This window comes from Streptomyces sp. NPDC006197, assembly GCF_040613865.1.
Lineage (GTDB): Bacteria > Actinomycetota > Actinomycetes > Streptomycetales > Streptomycetaceae > Streptomyces.
Genome location: NZ_JBEXSZ010000031.1, coordinates 15,555 through 33,534 on the forward strand (window position 1 = coordinate 15,555; position 17,980 = coordinate 33,534).

At 73.3% G+C, this 17,980-nt stretch carries 13 protein-coding genes, 2 tRNA genes and 1 pseudogene; 7 read left to right on the plus strand and 9 right to left on the minus strand.

Features of this window, described 5'->3' with window-relative positions:
* Positions 1 to 32 precede the first annotated feature (32 nt).
* Positions 33 to 1,364 carry an AAA family ATPase gene (locus ABZ318_RS12755; RefSeq protein WP_356902483.1) on the plus strand — a complete coding sequence of 444 codons (1,332 nt, stop codon included), beginning with the start codon at positions 33 to 35 and terminating at the stop codon, positions 1,362 to 1,364.
* 161 nt (positions 1,365 to 1,525) lie between these two features.
* On the opposite strand, the gene ABZ318_RS12760 is transcribed toward ABZ318_RS12755, so the two are convergent.
* A complete protein-coding gene (locus ABZ318_RS12760; RefSeq protein ID WP_356902484.1) occupies positions 1,526 to 1,693 on the minus strand; it encodes a hypothetical protein in 168 nt (55 codons plus the stop codon).
* Positions 1,694 to 2,263: 570 nt separating this feature from the next.
* Here ABZ318_RS12760 and ABZ318_RS12765 point away from each other — a divergent pair.
* From ABZ318_RS12765 to ABZ318_RS12775, 3 genes are all read left to right on the plus strand, one after another.
* On the plus strand, positions 2,264 to 2,620 hold the full coding sequence (locus tag ABZ318_RS12765; protein WP_030693847.1) for a hypothetical protein: 357 nt from the start codon (positions 2,264 to 2,266) through the stop codon (positions 2,618 to 2,620).
* A gap of 243 nt (positions 2,621 to 2,863) precedes the next feature.
* A complete protein-coding gene (locus ABZ318_RS12770) occupies positions 2,864 to 3,493 on the plus strand; it encodes a hypothetical protein (protein WP_356902485.1) in 630 nt (209 codons plus the stop codon).
* A tRNA-Lys gene (locus tag ABZ318_RS12775) sits at positions 3,484 to 3,557 on the plus strand. Before ABZ318_RS12770 ends, ABZ318_RS12775 begins: the two co-directional genes overlap by 10 nt.
* A 50-nt stretch (positions 3,558 to 3,607) precedes the next feature.
* Here ABZ318_RS12775 and ABZ318_RS12780 read toward each other — a convergent pair.
* Positions 3,608 to 4,858 carry a M6 family metalloprotease domain-containing protein gene (locus ABZ318_RS12780; RefSeq protein ID WP_356902519.1) on the minus strand — a complete coding sequence of 417 codons (1,251 nt, stop codon included), beginning with the start codon at positions 4,856 to 4,858 and terminating at the stop codon, positions 3,608 to 3,610.
* A 354-nt stretch (positions 4,859 to 5,212) separates the two neighbouring features.
* Between ABZ318_RS12780 and ABZ318_RS12785 the strand changes: the two genes are divergently transcribed.
* Positions 5,213 to 7,120, plus strand: a complete 1,908-nt coding sequence (locus tag ABZ318_RS12785) for an EAL domain-containing protein (RefSeq protein WP_356902486.1) — start codon at positions 5,213 to 5,215, stop codon at positions 7,118 to 7,120.
* Positions 7,121 to 7,194: 74 nt separating this feature from the next.
* On the opposite strand, the gene ABZ318_RS12790 is transcribed toward ABZ318_RS12785, so the two are convergent.
* Complete coding sequence (locus tag ABZ318_RS12790) at positions 7,195 to 8,901, minus strand: glycosyl hydrolase family 18 protein (protein WP_356902487.1); 1,707 nt, start codon at positions 8,899 to 8,901, stop codon at positions 7,195 to 7,197.
* Between the two features lie 277 nt (positions 8,902 to 9,178).
* On the minus strand, positions 9,179 to 10,297 hold the full coding sequence (locus ABZ318_RS12795; RefSeq protein ID WP_356902488.1) for an LLM class flavin-dependent oxidoreductase: 1,119 nt from the start codon (positions 10,295 to 10,297) through the stop codon (positions 9,179 to 9,181).
* A 315-nt stretch (positions 10,298 to 10,612) separates the two neighbouring features.
* Here ABZ318_RS12795 and ABZ318_RS12800 point away from each other — a divergent pair, with 315 nt between their 5' ends.
* Positions 10,613 to 11,371, plus strand: a complete 759-nt coding sequence (locus tag ABZ318_RS12800; protein ID WP_017237127.1) for an IclR family transcriptional regulator C-terminal domain-containing protein — start codon at positions 10,613 to 10,615, stop codon at positions 11,369 to 11,371.
* A gap of 75 nt (positions 11,372 to 11,446) precedes the next feature.
* Positions 11,447 to 11,520: transfer RNA gene (locus ABZ318_RS12805), tRNA-Lys, on the plus strand.
* Positions 11,521 to 11,563: 43 nt separating this feature from the next.
* Here ABZ318_RS12805 and ABZ318_RS12810 read toward each other — a convergent pair.
* The 5 genes and pseudogenes from ABZ318_RS12810 to ABZ318_RS12830 all read right to left on the minus strand — a co-directional run.
* On the minus strand, positions 11,564 to 12,226 hold the full coding sequence (locus ABZ318_RS12810) for a response regulator transcription factor (protein ID WP_093875947.1): 663 nt from the start codon (positions 12,224 to 12,226) through the stop codon (positions 11,564 to 11,566).
* The gene (locus ABZ318_RS12815) at positions 12,157 to 13,464 is read right to left on the minus strand and encodes a sensor domain-containing protein (RefSeq protein WP_356902489.1); all 1,308 of its coding nucleotides are present in this window, start codon (positions 13,462 to 13,464) and stop codon (positions 12,157 to 12,159) included. The genes ABZ318_RS12810 and ABZ318_RS12815 overlap by 70 nt, the downstream gene beginning before the upstream one ends.
* Before the next feature lie 159 nt (positions 13,465 to 13,623).
* Positions 13,624 to 15,291, minus strand: coding sequence for an AMP-binding protein (locus tag ABZ318_RS12820; protein ID WP_356902490.1), 1,668 nt, complete (start codon positions 15,289 to 15,291; stop codon positions 13,624 to 13,626).
* Between the two features lie 39 nt (positions 15,292 to 15,330).
* Positions 15,331 to 15,924, minus strand: a complete 594-nt coding sequence (locus ABZ318_RS12825; RefSeq protein WP_356902491.1) for a lytic polysaccharide monooxygenase — start codon at positions 15,922 to 15,924, stop codon at positions 15,331 to 15,333.
* Positions 15,925 to 16,052: 128 nt separating this feature from the next.
* Positions 16,053 to 17,297, minus strand: a pseudogene (locus ABZ318_RS12830) (SPFH domain-containing protein); the annotation flags it as partial.
* Between the last annotated feature and the right edge of the window lie 683 nt (positions 17,298 to 17,980).

Genomic DNA, 17,980 nt, shown 5'->3' on the forward strand with positions numbered 1-17,980 from the left:
CTGTTCGACGCCGTGACCCGCGAGGACCTGCCGTGACCGTGTTCGACCCGTCCGCCGAGGCCGCCCGCGCGACCTCCGCCATCCTGGCGGACACCCTGCACGGCACCGCGCGGGGCGTCGTCGTCGACTCCCCGCCGGGTGCCGGCAAGTCGACGCTCGTGGTCCGGGCCGCCCTGGAGCTGGCCGCCGCCGGGCGCCCCCTGATGGTGGTCGCCCAGACGAACGCGCAGGTGGACGACCTGGTGCTGCGGCTCGCCGAGAAGGAGCCGGATCTGGAGGTCGGCCGGCTGCACTCGAACGACTCCGACCCGTACGACAAGGCGCTCGACGACCTGGCCAACGTACGGAAGTCGGCGAAGGCCGGCGAGCTGACCGGGCTGCCGGTCGTCCTGTCCACGGCCGCCAAATGGGGGCACGTGAAGAACGTCGAGCCGTGGGCGCACGCGATCGTCGACGAGGCGTACCAGATGCGCTCGGACGCGCTGCTCGCCGTGGCGGGCCTCTTCGAGCGGGCGCTGTTCGTGGGCGACCCCGGGCAGCTCGACCCGTTCTCGGTGGTGGGCGCGGAGCAGTGGGCGGGGCTCACGTACGACCCGTCGGCGAGCGCCGTCTCCACGCTGCTCGCGCACAACCCGGAGCTGCCGCAGCACCGGCTGCCGGTCTCCTGGCGGCTGCCGGCCACGGCGGCGCCGCTGGTGTCGGACGCCTTCTACCCGTACACGCCGTTCCGCAGCGGCACCGGGCACGGGGACCGGAGGCTCTCCTTCGGGGTGCCCTCGGACGGTTCCGGTGCCGACCGGGTCCTCGACGAGGCCGCCGAGTCCGGCTGGGGCCTGCTCGAACTCCCGGCCCGGCACACCCCCCGCACCGACCCCGAGGCGGTCGGCGCGATCGCCCTGGTCGTGCGCCGGCTCCTGGACCGGGGCGGCGCGGCGGTCTCGGAGCGCTCGGAGACCCCGGTCCCGCTCACCCCGGACCGGGTCGCCGTCGGCACCGCCCACCGCGACCAGGCGGCGGCGGTCCGGGCGGCGCTCGCGGACCTGGGGGTGACGGGCGTGACGGTGGACACCGCGAACCGGCTCCAGGGCCGCGAGTACGACGTGACGGTCGTCCTGCACCCGCTGTCGGGGCGCCCGGACGCGACCGCGTTCCACCTGGAGACGGGCCGGCTGTGCGTGCTGGCCTCCCGGCACCGGCACGCGTGCATCGTGGTGTGCCGGGCGGGCGTGGCGGAGCTCCTCGACGAGCACCCGTCGACGGATCCGGTGCGACTGGGGGTCGCGGTCTCGTTCCCCGACGGCTGGGAGGCGAACCACGCGGTCCTCTCCCACCTGGAGGAACACCGGGTGACCTGGACGCCGTGAGGCGGGCGCCGAGGAGGCTCGGGCGGCGCCCGCGAGGGCTTTTGGGGGAAGGGCTGCCGGGGCATGGCTGATACATGAGCACGCCCCGGCTCTGTGGGTGGGTCTTGGGTTTCTTTCTCTTCTTGCTCTCGTCTTCTTGCTCTCGGCGTGACCTGGGCCTACTAGTGCCGCGGCGGCTTCTTCGGCTTCTTCCTCGCGGCGTCGACCTGGGTCTGTTGGGTATCCGTCACGATGGAGACCACGTCCATGACCGCTGGTGCGGCGAGGGCACCGCAGAGCGCGAAGCCGGACACGGCTAGGGCGGTGCGTTTGCGGAGGGCGACTTGCATGGTGCATCACCTGGCTTATGACGAATCACAGGCTCGCTTTCCACGATTCTCCTTGCCTCCTCGTGGCGTCAAGAGGGAACGGCCTCAAAGGAAGTTGAATGCGTCAGCGGGCTGAAAAGTTGAAGGTCGAATCACGCCGTGAAGGGCCCGACGAGAACCGTGAGCAGCCCCTCCGTGAATCGACCACCGAGGTTTTCAGGGTGAGTTCGGCCGGGTGAGGATCAGGCCGGTTCCGGTGAAGCGGCCGTCAACCGGGTTGGACCGGAGCCGGATTCACGTGCCTCGCCGCGGAGCGTGCGGCTGGCAGCGAACTGTTCGCGGTGACAACGGGGTTGGACTCCGTCACGGCGCGGGCGATGCCCACCGCCTCCGGGGCGGACCACGCGGCCCCCTCCCACCTGGAGGAACACCGGGTGACCTGGACGCCGTGACCCGTCCCGCCCGGGTCGAAACCGGGGCCCGGAGGGACTGCGGGGGCGTACGGGGAAAGATTCGCGCTCTTGCGGGACGCGGGACAATGGAAGACGGCCCGGGAGTCCGGGCCGTGCCTGTGCGAGGAGGAGAAGGACGATGGCGGAACCCGCGGAGCGGAGCGCACAGCGGCGGCTTCGGCCGGCACCGCTGATCTTCGAGCCTGCCGAGGCGACCGCCGATCCGGAGCACTTCTTCGACCTGGAGTCGATAGAGGATCCCCGCGAGCTGCTGTCCCGGGCGACGGAGCTGACGCTCGCGTTCCGGGCGGCGACGGACCGGGCGACCGAGTTCCAGGCGATCGCGGCCGCGCAGCTGGCGGATCCGCGCCGGTTCGACCGGCTGACGGCGGCGGACGTCGCCGAGCGGGCGGCGTGGACCGAGGACTACGCCCGGAAGATGATCGAGTTCGGCCGTGACCTGATCCGGACGAACGGACAGCCGACGGAGGACTGAGCAGGCGTACGGCCGGCCGGCGGAGGACCGGGCGGGCGGCGGGGCGGCCGTACGTGTACGCGTGCGGGTCCGGCGCGTCGGCCCGGCGGTCCGGTGGGCCCGCGTGGCTCGGAGGCGTACGTCTGACCGAAAAAGCACCCCTGGCATATGCCGAGGGGGCACGATACTCCTCCGCCGCCCCTCCTGTCCGGGATTCCGCGAACCCTCGGCGATCGTCTCGTCACGCCCGGTACACCTGGATCCATGACGACCTGGCTGCGCGACGAGACCCCGCACGACATCTTCCGGTTCCTCCGGCAGGGTGACGAGGGACGGCACCAGACGGCCCGGGTGACCGCCGACGGGGCCGCCTGGCTCGCCTCGGCCGCCGGGGGCCGCGAGGGTGCCGCGCTCGCCCGCTGGGAGTCCCGCTCCGGCTCCCCGGCGGCGCTGCCCTGCGGGACGGTCTTCGACGTCGTCAACGTGGATCCGGTCTTCGGGCGCCGGATGCTGGACCGGCTGTGGGAGGAGGGCCCGGGCTCGGGGCCCGTCGCGACGCACCGGGGCCGGATGATGCTGTTCGCCGCGCCGGGGACGGCCCAGCGGCTGCCGGCGCTGCTCGACTGGGAGGAATGGGGCGAGGCGGTCCCCCGGCCGCTCTGCCACGGGCTGGGGGACGCGGTGACCGTGCCGGCGCTCGCGCCGTCCGGCTCCGCCGGGCCCCGCTGGCTGGTGGCCCCGGACACCCGGCACCCGTGGCTGCCCGGCCCCGAGGTCGTGCTCTGGGCCTGTGTGCGGGCCGTCCGGGCGGCCTCCGCCGCCGACGTGCGGGTATCGATTTTTCCTCCCGCCGATCCGGGTGCTAATGTCTACGACGTCAGCAGGCGCCGCTAGCTCAGTTGGTTAGAGCAGCTGACTCTTAATCAGCGGGTCCGGGGTTCGAGTCCCTGGCGGCGCACAGACGGAAGAAGCCCCTCGCGGAAGCGAGGGGCTTCTTCGTGTTCCGGGTCACGCCTTTCCGGGAGGAGTGACCTTCACCGTCCAGACGCCCGCCTCGGTGCGGTCGGTGACCTCGACGCGGACCCCGGTGCCGGGCACGGTCAGGGTCTCGCCCTCCTCCAGGGGGGCGTCCGCGAGCGGCGGGTAGACGGAGCGGTCCGCGCACGCCTGGGTGGCCGGGTGCGCGTCCACGACCTCGACCGGGCCGTCGCCGGAGGCCGCGCTGCTGCGGACCCGGTAGACGAGCACGCCCTCGGTGCAGGTGTCGGCGTCGTTCCCGGCGCTGCTCCGGGCCTCGATCGCCAGGACGCTGTCGGGGCCGGTGCGGACGACGGCGAGCCGGGTGCCGAGGGTGCCGCCGGCCGGGGGCGGGGCGTCGACCGGCTCCAGGCTGACCAGCCGGGAGCCGGAGCCCTGGACGCAGGTGATCTGGGCGCGGGAGAGCCAGCCGAGCTTCCACTTGTGCCAGCCGAAGAGGTCCGGGGAGAGTCCGAACTGGCTGCCCATGACGTCCCAGTCGCCCACATGGGTGTCCCAGTCGCCCTTGCCGTCCACCGGCCGGTGGTAGAGGTCGGGCAGGTCGAAGACGTGGCCGGTCTCGTGGGCGAGGACGTTGCGGTCGGGCGGGTGCCGCTCGAAGACGGTGACGACGCGCTTGATCTCGGTGCCGTCGGCCTCCAGCGGGTGCTCCAGGTTGACGACCTTGGTCGCGTCGGAGTCCACGCCGGGCGCGTCCGGGTCGGCGACCAGGTAGACGATGTCGTACCGCGAGAAGTCGACGTCCTCGTCGGCGGCGGCGATCGCGTCGCGGAGGTAGGCGGCCCGTTTCCCGGCGTCCCAGTCCCGCCGTATGTCGTACTCCTCCGACGCGTGCGGCATCGGGGTCCAGGCGGGCCGGGTGTGCGGGCGCAGGGTGAAGCGTCCGTAGGAGGCGCGGGCGAAGTACTCGCTGGTGGCGGGGAAGTGGTCGGCGGCGAGTTCGGCCGGTTCGGTGAGCGGTGCGGAGTCCGGGAAGGACAGGAAGATCATGACCGCGTCGAGGTCCCGGTTCGGCCGGGGGTAGGAGCTGTTCCAGGTGTCGAGGCCGAGCGAGTGGTGGGCGGCGGTACGGGACAGGGCGCAGGGGATCGCCGGGGACGCGCCGACGGCGGGGCCCGTGACGAGCCCCGTGGCGGCCAGTGCGGCGAGGGCGGTGAAGGCCGCCGCGCCGGCACGCAGCCGTGGGCGTTCCACTCCCCCGGGTGGCTGCTGAGCCCTCACGTGGACCTCCGGATCGGGAATGCGGGACACCCCACCCACCTTGTGATGGTTCGCGGCGTTTCGCATGTTTCCGCTGCCCCGGTCGGGTGAGGGCGCGCCACGGGGTCGACGCGACACGAGCGCGCTTCAGCTCACGGAAAGTCACATTCGGTCATGCCCTCGACGGCCCGTGTCAGACCCGCGCAGAAACGATCGGGCGGGGCGGCCCGGTGGGCAGCCTCACAGCGCCGGAGGCCCCTCGCGGACGCCTGGGAGCTGGAACGCTCCCCCGGCTGGCTCTATGATCGGCTCACTCTTCCTTGGCCGACCATCCCGACCACATGTGACCGGCCCGACTGCACACGGGAGCGAGCGGTGAGCGGAACCCCCGAAGGACCGGTGCACCCAGAGCCGGCGGAGACACACGCGGCCGAACCCGCACTCACGGAGCGTCACCTCGCGCGCCGGACGGCCGAACTCCGCGACTACCGCGCCGCCTTCCGGGTCGCCCAGCTCGCCATGGCCGTGATCGACGAGAACGGGGTCGTCATCGCCGCCAACGACTCCTTCGGGACCCTCCTCGGCACCGAGCCCGCGGCGCTCCGGGAGCAGGCCGCGGCCGACCTCGTCGACCTCGCCTCGGACGGCCGCACCTGGCACGCCTACCGCGAGGTGCTCGGCGGCCGCCGCTCCCGCTTCCGCTGCACCCGCCGCCTCAAGCACGCCGACGGGCGCTCGCTGTGGGCCGAGGTCACCGTCGCCCCCGTGCCCGAAAGCCGGCGCGTCCTGCTGTCGATCGCGGACATCAGCGAGCGGCGCGAGCTCCACGCCCGGCTGCGACACCTCCAGATGCACGACCCGGTGACCCGGCTGCCCAACCGCGCACTGTTCTTCGAGCGCCTCTCGGCGGCCCTGGAGATCGCGGCCCAGGACGTCGCAGCCGCCGAGGCCCGCGCGCAGTACGGCTCCCAGGACTCCCCCCGGTCGCACGAGTCACATGAGTCATATGAGCCATACGAGTCGTACGGCTATGGCAGAACAGGGCGGATCGGTCTCTGCTACCTGGACCTCGACGGCTTCAAGGCGGTCAACGACACCCTCGGCCACCGGGTCGGCGACCGGCTCCTGGCCGCCGTCGCCACCCGGCTGACGGAGTGCGCGGACAGCGACGGCTACACCCGCAACGGCGGCCACCTCGTGGCGCGGCTCGGCGGCGACGAGTTCGCGATCCTGGTCGAGGACTCCACCGGCACGGAACAACTGGCGGACCTGGCGCGCTCGGTGCTCGACGCGCTGCAGCGCCCCTTCGACCTGGGCGGCCAGCGGCTCTCGGTCTCCGCCTCGATCGGCGTGGTCGAGCGCGCGGCGCCCGGGACGACGGCGACCGCCCTGATGCAGGCCGCCGACACCACGCTGTACTGGGCGAAGGCGGACGGCAAGGCCCGCTGGACGCTCTTCGACCCGGAGCGCAACGCCCACCGGATGACCCGGCAGTCGCTCTCCTCCACCCTGCGGCCGGCCGTGGAGCGCGGGGAGTTCGCCCTGGAGTACCAGCCGCTGGTGGACCTGGCCGACGGGGCGGTGCGCGGGGTGGAGGCGCTGGTGCGCTGGAACCACCCGCAGTTCGGCTCGCTCGCGCCGAATCGGTTCATCGGGATCGCCGAGGAGGACGGCTCCATCGTGGAGCTGGGGCGGTGGGTCCTTGCCACCGCCTGCCGCCAGGCACGGCAGTGGCAGAAGGACCATCCGCGCGAACGCCCGATCTTCGTCAGCGTCAACGTGGCGGTCCGCCAGGTCTGGGACTCCGACCTGGTCGCGGACGTGGCCGGCATCCTCGCGGAGACCGGTCTGGCGCCGCACCTGCTCCAGCTGGAGCTGACCGAGTCCGCGGTGATGGGCTCGAACGGCCGGCCGCTCCAGGCGCTCCAGGCACTGAGCGACATGGGCGTGCGGATCGCCATCGACGACTTCGGCACCGGCTACTCGAACCTCGCCTATCTGAGCCGGCTGCCGGTCTCCGTGCTCAAGCTGGACGGCTCCTTCGTCCGGGGCTTCCAGGACGAGGAGCACGCCAACCCGGCGGACGAACTGATCGTCGAGGCGCTCGTGCACCTGGCGCACCGGCTCGGCCTCACCGTGACCGCGGAGTGCGTCGAGACGGCCGGACAGGCCAGCCGGCTGCGCCGGATCGGCTGCGACACCGGGCAGGGCTGGCTGTACTCGCGGGCGGTGGCCCCGGACCGCATCGCCGAGCTGATCGGCACGGAGCCACTTCCCGTATAGCGGCGGAGGCATGGAACTGCCCCCGGCCGGAGGGACGTTCCGGGCGGGGGCAGTGGTTCATTCGGCGAGGGGGATCAGCAGGCGCCCTGGTCCTTCCAGACGCCCCACTCGCCGGTCGTGCCCGGCTCCTCGTTCTGCGTCCACCACTGGGCCTTCCAGGTGCGGCCCTTGTGGGAGACGAGCGAGCCGCCGGTGTAGACCTGGCCGGCCACGTACGCCGGGGCGGTGCAGCCCGTGGGCGGCGTCGTCGGCGGGGTGGTGGGCGGCGTGGTGGTCGGCGGGGTCGTGGGCCCCGTCGTCGGCGGGGTGGTGGGCGGGGTGGTCGGGGTCGTCGGGGACGAGCCGACCGCCGTCACGATGTCCTTGAAGAGCGTCGCGTTGGCGTCGAGGCCGAGGAGCGAGTACATCATCGCGCCGGCCAGGCCGCGGTTGTGGGCGTAGTCGGCGCGCGCCTGGACGGTGCGCTTGTCCAGGCCGGTGAAGAACTCGCCGTCCTTGTAGAAGTACGCGGACTTGGCCTGGTCGTCCCAGAAGGTGGCCGCCGGGTTGTCGACGATGCCGCCGAGCTCCTTGTAGTACGCGATGCCGGCCGCCTGGCTCAGCGGGCGGGCGTTGGAGCCGCCGGTCGCGGTCTGCGCGAGGCCGTTGGTGGTCCCGGCCGGGACGCCCTTCCAGCCGCGGTAGTAGAACTCGTAGCCGAGGGTCAGCTTGTTCGCCGGGAAGCCGCCGGTGATGCCGTAGGCGGGCTTGCCGTCGATCCAGGAGTCGATCGCGTTCTCGATCGAGTACTTCTCGGTGCCCGGCTTGATGACGTCGGTCGGGTCGTTCGTGCCGGAGTGCATCGGGGACTGGTGGTACGTGGGCCCGTCGCCGTCCCAGGCGCCGTGCATGTCGTACGTCATGATGTTCGCGTAGTCGAGGTACGCGCCGATCTTGTCCGTCTCGATGTTCTTGATCTTGTCCTGGCCAGCCGGCAGGGCGGCGGTCAGGAGGTACTTCTTGCCGCCGTGGGCCGCGCCGTACGCGTCGAGCTGCTTGCGGAACTCGGCGAGCAGGAGCGTGAAGTTCTGCTTGTCCTCGGGGGCGTAGTGGTTGCCGAGGTGGCCGTCGGGCGAGCCGGGGTACTCCCAGTCGATGTCGATGCCGTCGAAGATGCCGGCCGCGGCGCCGGGGCCGCCGAAGCCGCCCTCGACGGGCAGGTCGCCCTGGATGTACTGCTTGACGCAGGAGGCGACGAACTTCTTGCGGCTCGCGTCGGTCTTGGCCGCGTCGGAGAAGTACTTGGAGTAGCTCCAGCCGCCGATCGAGATGTTGATCCTCAGCTTGGGGTGCTTCGCCTTCAGCTCCTTGAACTGGTTGAAGACGCCCACGATCGGCTGGTCCCACTTGTCGGCGACGCCGTCGACGCTGTCCGCCGCCGAGAAGGACTTCTGGTAGTCGGCGTACGAGTCGCCGGCGCCGTCACCCGCGTTGGGGTTGTTGTCGTCGCCCGCGGCCTTGGTGGTCTCGAAACAGGTGAGGTCGGTCGGGTGGATGTTCCCGAACGAGTAGTTGATGACGTCCAGGTTCGCCGCGATGCCCCGCTCGTCGAGGTGCTTCGGGTAGAAGGCGTTCCCGTAGACGCTCCACTGGTCGTAGTACGCGATTTTCACGCCGCCCGTGGAGGCGGTGGTGCCGGCTTCGGCGGCCTGGGCGGAGCCGAGTCCGGCCGTGGCGGCGAGGGCGCCGGCGGCGAGGGCCGAGCTGAGGAGCGCGGCGATCAAGGGCTTGCGGGGGTGCACGTGCTGCCTCCGGGAGGGGGTGGCGGTACGGAAGTTGGAGCAGTGATATCCGCCGCGTGAACAGCTCGTCAATGGTCTGAACCAGATTGAGGACTAGACCAATCCGATGGAGAAAGCCCTTGTCAGAGAGGTGGAGCACAAAAGGAAACCGCCCGCCACCATCGGTGACGAGCGGCTTAAGGTTCGCTTAGGACGACGGCGTGGTTCGTTCGGCGCTGAACCAACGCCCCGGGATTTTCGGCCACCAGGCCACCGGACCGCCAGGCCGCCAGACCCCCTAGGCCTCCGGCGACTCCGGCAGCTCCGGAAGCTCCGGCGACTCCGGCAGCTCCGGCAGCTCCGGCAGCTCGTACGCGTCGGCGATCAGCTCGTAGCTCCGCACCCGCTCCGCGCCGCCGTGTCCGTTGGCCGTGATCATCAGCTCGTCCGCGCCCGTCCGCTTCCGCAGGTCGTCCAGACCGACGCGCACCTCGTCCGGCGTGCCGTACACGACGTTCGCGAGCCAGCCGTCGACGAACTCCCGCTCGGCGGGGCTGAACCCGTACGCCTCCGCCTCCTCCGGCGTCGGCACCAGACCCGGCCGGCCGGTGCGCAGCCGCAGCATCGCGAGCGCGCCGGCGAGGACCTGGCGGCGGGCCTGCGCCGCCTCCTCGGCCGCGAACGCCGAGACGCCGATCATCGCGTACGGGGCGTCGAGGACCACCGAGGGCCGGAAGGAGTCCCGGTAGAGGTCGAGCGCCGGGATCGTGTTCCTGGCCGAGAAGTGGTGGGCGAAGGCGAAGGGCAGTCCGAGCAGACCGGCGAGACGGGCGCTGAAGCCGGAGGAGCCGAGCAGCCAGATCGGCGGGCGCCCCTTCGGGCCCTGCACCGGCCCCGGCACGGCGTGGATCCGGGCGTACGGGTGCCCGTCGGGGAAGTCGTCGTCCAGGAACCGGGTCAGCTCGGCCAGCTGCTCCGGAAAGTCGTCCGCGCCTTCGGCAAGGGTGTCGGACCGGCGCAGGGCGGCCGCCGTGGCGCCGTCGGTGCCGGGGGCGCGGCCGAGGCCGAGGTCGACCCGGCCCGGGGCGAGGGCCTCCAGGGTGCCGAACTGCTCGGCGACGACGAGCGGGGCGTGGTTGGGCAGCATGACGCCGCCCGAGCCGAGCCGGATGCGCCGGGTGTGGGCGGCGAGGTGGGCGAGGATCACGGCCGGGGAAGAGGAGGCGACCCCGGGCATGGAGTGGTGCTCGGCCACCCAGTGCCGGTGGAAGCCGCGCCGCTCGGCGAGCCGGCTCAGCTCGACGCTCGTGGCGAGCGCCTGGGTCGCGGTCCGCCCGCTGCCGACGGTCACCAGGTCCAGTACGGACAGCGGCACGGGCGCGCTGCCCCGCGCCTCTCCTCGAATAGCGTCGGTCACCGTCGGGACCCTCCTCGGCACGCGTGCGGATACGTCAGGACGACAACAGGAGGGTGTCTCCGCTTATTCCGTCCCGTCGCGGGCGGAAAATTTCTGCCGCTCGCCGATGGCCGAACACCGACGCCGGCACCGCCGCGCACGGCCCTGACCTGAGGCTCTGCGCACCACTCATGACGTGGGCATATGCCAGAGTGTCGCGCCCCAGCCCAGAGGCCCGGTCCGCCGCATCATTCTCGCCAACAGCCGCCCCGTAAAGGGTCCTTGGCGGTTATCGTGGTACGAAAGCTTGCGGTCACAACCTGGTAGGGGGAAACCGTGGCGCTGAAGCCCGAGCCCACCGCGCCGTTCCACTCGGTGCAATACGCCCTGCGCGTCCTCGAGACGGTCTCACGGCACGGTGGCGGAGTGACAGACGTCCAGATCGCGCGCGAGACCGGCCTGCCCGTCGCCCACCTGTCCTCGCTGCTCCTCATGCTCCGCCGCGAGGGGTACGTCGAGCAGGTCGCCGACGGCGCGTACGTGATCGGGGACTCCCTCGTCCTCCTCGGCTCCGGCCTGACCCGCCGCGAAGCCCTGGAGGCCAAGCTCCAGGAGACCCTGACCGAGCTCCGGGACTCCGTCGGCGCGGCGGTCTACATCAGCCGGTACATCGACGGCGAGGTGAAGATCACCCAGTTCGCCGACGGCCCGCGCACGCCCAAGGTCAACGAGTGGGTGGACTTCCGCTCGGCCGCGCACGCCAGCGCGGTCGGCAAGTGCCTGCTCACCCAGCTCGACCAGAACGGCCGCCGGGACCACCTCTCCCGGCACAAGATCGCCCGGCTGACCTCCCGGACGATCACCAGCGAGCGGATCCTCTTCTCGAAGCTCGACAGCCAGCCGGCGACCGTCCCCGTGCTCGACCTCCAGGAGTACGCGGTGGGCACGGTCTGCGCGGCCGTCCCGCTGACGGCGGGCTCGGCCGTGGGCTGCCTGGCCCTCTCCCTGCCGATCGAGCACGCCCACCGGCTGCGCGCGGCGGCGGACACGCTCAACCGCAGGGCCGCCCCGGTGGTGCTCTCGCTGGCGATCTGAGGCATACGGAGAGGGGGCCCGGTGGGGTGGTCGGAAGCACCCCTCGGGACCAGGTAGTATTTTCTCTGTCAGCAGGCGCCGCTAGCTCAGTTGGTTAGAGCAGCTGACTCTTAATCAGCGGGTCCGGGGTTCGAGTCCCTGGCGGCGCACAGACAGGGAAGGCCCCCTCACCTCGGTGAGGGGGCCTTCTCGTCATGCCCGGAGGTACGTGAGGACCGCGAGGACCCGGCGGTGGCTGTCCTCGGCCGGCGGCAGGTCCAGCTTCGCCAGGATGTTGCCGATGTGCTTGCCGACGGCGGCCTCGGTCACGACCAGACGGCGGGCGATCGCCCCGTTGGAGCGGCCCTCCGCGACGAGACCCAGGACCTCGCGCTCGCGCGGGGTCAGCGCCTCCAGCGGATCCCGGTGCCGGCGCAGCAGCTGCCGTACGACCTCCGGGTCGACGACCGTGCCGCCGGCCGCGACCCGGGCCAGGGCGTCCGCGAACTCCTCCACCTGCCCGACCCGGTCCTTCAGGAGGTAGCCGACGCCGGTGCCGTCGCCCGCGTCGAGGAGATCGGCGGCGTAGCTGCGCTGCACGTACTGGCTGAGGACCAGGACCGGCAGGGCCGGCCGCTCGGCGCGGAGCGCGACCGCCGCGCGCAGGCCCTCGTCCTGGAAGCCGGGCGGCATCCGGACGTCGGTCACGACGATGTCGGGCTCGTGGACGGCGACCGCCTCGCGCAGCGCGTCGGCGTCACCGACGGCGGCGACCACCTCGTGACCGAACCGGGCCAGGAGCCCGATCAGTCCCTCCCGGAGGAGGACGCTGTCCTCGGCGAGGACGACGCGGAGCCTGTCGGCAGTGCGGGACACGGGATCTCCACTCTCAGGAGGGTCGGCCCGCCCGGCGGGCTCATGATCGTCAGTGTGCCATCGAGGACGGCGATCCGGTCGGCCAGCCCGGTGAGGCCGGAGCCCCGGGCCGGGTCCGCGCCGCCGTGCCCGTCGTCCTCGACGTCGAGCCGCAGGGCGCCGCCGGTGTGCCGGGCGGTGACCCGCGCCCGGCGGGCGCCGCTGTGCTTGCCGATGTTGGCGAGGGCCTCGCAGCCGGCGAAGTACGCGGCGCTCTCCACGCTCGCGGGCAGCCGGGGCAGCGCGTCGACGTCGGTGTCGACCGGGACGGCCGAGCGGTCGGCGGCGTCGGCGAGCGCCGGGCCGAGTCCGTAGTCGGCGAGGACCTGCGGGTGGATGCCGTGGATCAGCTCGCGGAGCTCCGTCAGGACCTGCCCGGCCTCCGCGTGGGCCTTCGCCAGCTGCTCGGCGAGCGGGCCGCCGGGCGGGGCGTCGAGCCGGGCCAGGCCCAGGGTCATGGTGAGGGCCACCAGGCGCTGCTGGGCCCCGTCGTGCAGGTCGCGCTCGATGCGGCGCCGCTCGGCCTCGAAGGCGTCGACGAGCCGGGCGCGGGAGGCGATGACCTCGCCGATCGCGCCCGGCCGCTCGGTCTCGCGCGGGGTGAGCAGGGCGCGGGCGAGGGCGGCGCGGGCCCCGGCGACGGCGGCGAGGGGGTAGGCGAGGGCGACGAGGAGGACGGCGCCGACGAGGGCGGCGGCGAGGGCCTCCGGATAGGAGGTGACCAGATACGCCTTGACGACCTTGACCTCGTGGCCGTCCGCGGCGAGCTGGAAGGGCGTGCCGAGGAGGGCGAGGGGCAGACCGACGCCCACGGCGAGGGCGAGGAGGTCGAGCGGCCACAGGACGGTGGCGAGCAGCAGGGCGTACGCGAGCTCCCGCCAGGTGGCCTGCTCCGTCACCCGGGTCCGGAGCCAGGCGGCCAGGCCGGGCGCGGCGGGGACGCGGTGCGGGTCGGGGACGGGGTCCAGGTCGGCGAGACGGAGCCGCAGGCGCTCGGCCCGGCCGAGGGCGAGCCCGGCGAGGAGGAGCAGCGGCAGCCCGACGAGGAACAGCGAGAACACCCCGAGCACCAGGAGCACGGCACAGGCGAGGGCTCCCACGACTCCTCCGCCGGCCAGGTACCCGGCGGAGCGCCACGGCCAGGAGCTGCGCGGATACCGGGATCTGGCGAGTGCCTGCCAGGGCGTACGGGGTTCCATGGCGCCCACGGTAGGGCCGGCGGGCGGGGCGGGACCATGGCCCTGGAGGGCGTACGGGGGGTAGGGCCGGCCCTACCCCCGAGCGGCCTCCGGGCCTCAGGTGCGCCTGTTTGAGATGGTCCGCGCCCCTTGGAGCGGACTGGTGGCCCGTGGGGGCGTCTAGCCGTACGCCTCGGGGCGGCCGTGCCGGGTGTAGTGGGCACGGAGGGTGTCGAGCGCCGCCCGGGTCAGGGGCTCGTAGGGGGCGTCGGGGGCGGGGCGCCACCAGACGGGGTCCGGGCAGCGGAACGAGGCCCGGCGCAGGGCGACCCGGTGGATCTTGTTGGTGGCGGTCAGCGGCAGTGCGGGCAGGACGCGGACGAAGCGCGGCGCCATCTTCGTGCCCAGGTCCGGCTGGGCGGCCAGGAAGTCGGCGAAGGCCGCCGGCTGGAAGTCCGCGCCCTCCCGCAGGGCCAGCGCCGCCATGACCTGGTCGCCCGTCACCGGGTCGGGTATCGCGTAGACGGCGACCCCCGCCGCCCGGTCCCAGCGGGCGAGGATGTTCTCGATCATCGCCGCGGCCAGGTTCTCGCCGTCGACCCGCAGACGGTCGTCCGTACGGCCCGCGAAGTAGAGGAAGCCGTCCGCGTCCCGGTAGAAGAGGTCGCCGGTCCAGTACCAGCCGCCGCGCAGCCGGGCCGCCTCCGCCTCGGGGTTGCGCCAGTAGCCCTCGAAGGGCGAGCGGCCCCGGTTGACGAGCTCGCCGACCGCCTCGGCGGCGTTGAGGAGCCGGCCGGTGGGCGAGAAGCGGGCCGGGGCGCACTCCTCACCGGTGTCGGCGGCGATGACCGCCAGGTCGTCGCCGGGTGCCGCCCGGCCGATCGCGCCCGTCGGCGTGTCCGGGGTCCGCTGGATCGCCGCGCCGCCCTCCGAGGAGCCGTATCCCTCCACGAGCGGGACCCCGAAGCGCTCCCGGAAGCGGGCCGCGTCCACCGCCCCCGCCTCCGTGCCGAAGCCGAGCCGCAGCGGGTGCGCGCGGTCGTCGGGGCCGGGCGGGGTGGCGAGCAGGTACTGCACGGCCCGGCCCACGTAGGTGAAGTACGTGGCGCCGAAGCGGCGTACGTCGGGGAGGAAGCGGGAGGCCGAGAAGCGGGCCCGCAGCGCCACCCCGGCCCCGGCGGCGAGCGCGGGCGCCCAGTCGGCGATCACGGCGTTGCCGTGGAACATCGGCATGCAGACGTAGTGGACGTCGTCCCGGCGGACGGAGAAGTGGGCGACGAGCGAGGCGCCGGCTGCCGCGAGCCGCCCCTGACTGCACAGGGCCGCCTTCGGCGCGCCCGTCGAACCGGAGGTGAAGGAGAGCAGGAAGCGGCTGTCGGGGCGTACGGGGCCGAGGGTGGCGTCTCCCGGCCGGGCGTTCCCGTAGGGGGCGAGGAGTTCCCGGTAGGCCTCGGTGTCCGTGACCAGGATCCGCAGGCCCGGCAGCGCGAGCCCGTCGAGGAGCGGCAGGTGGGCGCGCTGGGTCACGAGGACCCGGCACTCGGTGTGGAGGATGTCCCGGGCGAGTTCGGGGCCGCGCCGGGTGGGGTTGATCCCGGCGACGGCGGCCCCCGCGAGGGCCGCCGCGCTGAGCCAGAGCGGGTACTCCGGCGTGTTGTCGAGCAGGATGCCGAGGTGTGGCTCGCCCCTCGGCACGGGTGGCATCAGGTCCACGAGCAGTGCGGCCCGCGCGGCGGCGCCGGCGGCGACCTGGTGGTGGGTGAGGGTGTGGTGCTCGTCCCTCAGGCCGGTCCGGTGGTCGCCCCACTGGCGCCGTACGAGCTCCGCAACGGTGTCCGCGCTCCTCATGGGCCGGACTTTAACTGACGGTTCGTCAGAACTGAACCGTCAGAACGTGACGTCCGAGCAGGCGTAGAAGGCGTTCGCGGTGTCCGCGATCGTCCACACCGCCAGGATCAGATGCCGGCCCGTCTTGCCCGCCGGGATCGTCCCGGAGTGCGAGAGCGTCGCCGGCGGCTGCTGGTTGTTGTAGGGGACGGTCAGGAACGGCTGGGGGTCGAGCGCGGCCCGCGTCAGCTTCTGCGTCGGGTCCCAGCCGTTCCTGGTGATGTAGTACCTGAAGTCGGTGGTGCGGTGGCGGGCGGTGAACTGCCAGCGGAAGCCGTAGCTCTGCCCCGCCGTGAGCCGGGTGGCGGGCCAGGCGCCGCCGCGCGGGTCGTCGAGCTGCGCGAACTGCGACAGCCCGGCGGAGCAGATCCTTCCGTCGGCGGGACCGGCGGCGGGGAAGCCCTTCGGGCCCTCGACCGACTGCGGCTCCCACTGGATGGGGCCGCAGTTCGTCACGGTGCCGTTGGCGCAGAGCTTCTGACGGCTGATCGGCGAGTCGGTGTAGCCGTGGCTGCCGGCGGTGCCGGTGCCCAGGAGGGTGGCGCCGGCGACGCCGAGCGCCACCACCGCCGCCCCGACTGACTTTTTGCGCATGCTGTCGCTCCAGGAGAACGTGGGGGAGTTCCTTTGGGCCGTGCGCGCGCGTACGGTACTGCTTCACTCGTTCTTTGGTCTGGACCAAGTACCAAGGTATGGACGGACGTCGGGCATGTCCATCCCTCTCACGCCCCCTCCACCGGCCCCGTCCTGCCCGTGTAGAACGCCACCGTCAGGTCCTTGACCAGCGCCTTGCGCTCGTAGTCGTCCAGCTCCACCAGACCACGACTGGTCAGTCGGTGGACCACGTCGTCCACCGCGTCCACCACCGAGGTCAGCACGCTGTCCCGGTGCTTCGCGTCGATCGCCGCGATCCGGCGCCGACGCATCGCCGCCGCCACCTCCGGCGCGTACTCGATGCGCGTCGGCTGCGCCGAGAACACGTCCACGCCGACCGGCGCGCACTCCGCCGACAGCATCCGCGTCAGGGCCTCGCCGACCGCCTCCGCGTCCCGCAGCGTCGGGGCGTCCTCGTGGAACGCGTCCGCCGGAAGCTGCGACAGCACCCGGGCCATCGCCGCCTCCACCTGCTCCCGCAGGTAGTCCTCGTGCCCGTCGACCCCGAGCACCGCCCGGACCGTGTCCCGCACCCGCCACACCACCAGGACGGTCACGTCGAGCGCGGTGCCCTTCGCGTCCACCGCCGACAGCGGCTCACTGCGCCAGTGCCGCAGCCGGACGTCCACCCGACGGCGGAGCAGCAGCGGGCTGACCCACACCAGGCCCGTACGGCGGACCGTGCCGCGGTAGTCGCCGAACAGGGACAGCACCCAGGCGTACCCGACCCGGCCACGGCCGAGACCGCCCAGCGCGAACAGGGCGAGCACCACGCCCAGGGCCAGGAGGGCCCACTGACCGAGAGGGATGCCGTTGTACGGGCGCGTCGGCAGCCGCAGCATCCGCGCCGCCTCGGCGGGCACCGCCCCGACCCACCACACGACCCCCGCGCACCAGGCGATCGCCAGCACCCCGGCGACCACCCCGACCCACCCGGGCAGCACCGACGCCGGCCGCTCCACCAGCGCGGGATCGGCGGTGGGGGCGGGACGGGACGCGGCGACCTTCGGCCTGTCCCCGGGTTGCGGGCGGGCCGGGGCCTTGGGCGGTGGCGTGGAGTGCGACTTCGCCTGGGAGTTCGGCTCGGTCCGGGGCTCGGGGTCCGGCTTGGCCGGGGCGGCCTGGACCTTCGACGGGGCCGGGATGGCGGGCTTGCGGCCCACCGCCGGCGGGGTCGGCGCGGCCATGGAGATCGTGTCGGGCCCCTTGTCGTCGCCCGCCGCGACGTGGACGGCGGCCTCCGGCTCGTCCCGGAAGAGCAGGTGCACCGGGATGGAGCCGGTGGTCTCGGTCCCGATCACGTTCTTCCGCCGCGCCACCCGCACCACGGCGGCGACGGGCACCGCGACGGTACCGACCCGCGCCCCACTGATCCGCCGGAGGTCGAGCACGGCGGGGGCCGCGGCCGGGCCGGGGGCGGGGGTCGGGACGGAAGCCTTGTCGCCGTCGCCGCTCTCGTCGGCGACCTCTTCGGCGGGGCGGTCGGGGGCCGGCGGCGGGGGCGCCGTCGGCGTACCGGGGGCGGAACCACTCGCGACGGCAGACCCCTCGCCGGAGGCGGGCCCGGTCGGGACCGACGCCGCTGGGGCGGACGCGGGCCCGGTCGGGACCGACACCTCTGAGGCGGGCGCGGGCCCGGTCGGGACCGGGGCACCCGTCCCGGCCACGGACCCGGCGGAAACCCCCGCCCCCGAGCCGGCCGCGGGCCCGGTGGAGACCGCTGCCCCGGAGCCGGGCGCGAGACCGGCCGAAGCCGCCGCCCCCGCCCCGGGCGCGAGACCGGCAGAAGCCCCCGCCTCCGAGGCGGGCGCGAGACCGGTCGAAACCCCCGCCCCCGAACCAGGTCCGAGACCGGCCGAAGCCCCCGCCCCCGAAGCAGGCACCGGCCCGTCGGGAACCGCCGTTCCCGACGTGGGCGCGGGACCGGTCGGAGCCGGGGCGCCTGCCCCGGGCGCCGACCCGGCGGAGACCGCCGCCCCCGAGCCCGACACAGGCT

Excerpts from the sequence above, each read along its gene's own strand:
- ABZ318_RS12815 (WP_356902489.1), bottom strand. The coding sequence starts at position 13,464 with ATGGAACCCCGTACGCCCTGGCAGGCACTCGCCAGATCCCGGTATCCG.
- ABZ318_RS12765 (WP_030693847.1), top strand. The coding sequence starts at position 2,264 with ATGGCGGAACCCGCGGAGCGGAGCGCACAGCGGCGGCTTCGGCCGGCA.
- ABZ318_RS12825 (WP_356902491.1), bottom strand. The coding sequence starts at position 15,924 with ATGCGCAAAAAGTCAGTCGGGGCGGCGGTGGTGGCGCTCGGCGTCGCC.
- ABZ318_RS12760 (WP_356902484.1), bottom strand. The coding sequence starts at position 1,693 with ATGCAAGTCGCCCTCCGCAAACGCACCGCCCTAGCCGTGTCCGGCTTC.
- ABZ318_RS12770 (WP_356902485.1), top strand. The coding sequence starts at position 2,864 with ATGACGACCTGGCTGCGCGACGAGACCCCGCACGACATCTTCCGGTTC.
- ABZ318_RS12820 (WP_356902490.1), bottom strand. The coding sequence starts at position 15,291 with ATGAGGAGCGCGGACACCGTTGCGGAGCTCGTACGGCGCCAGTGGGGC.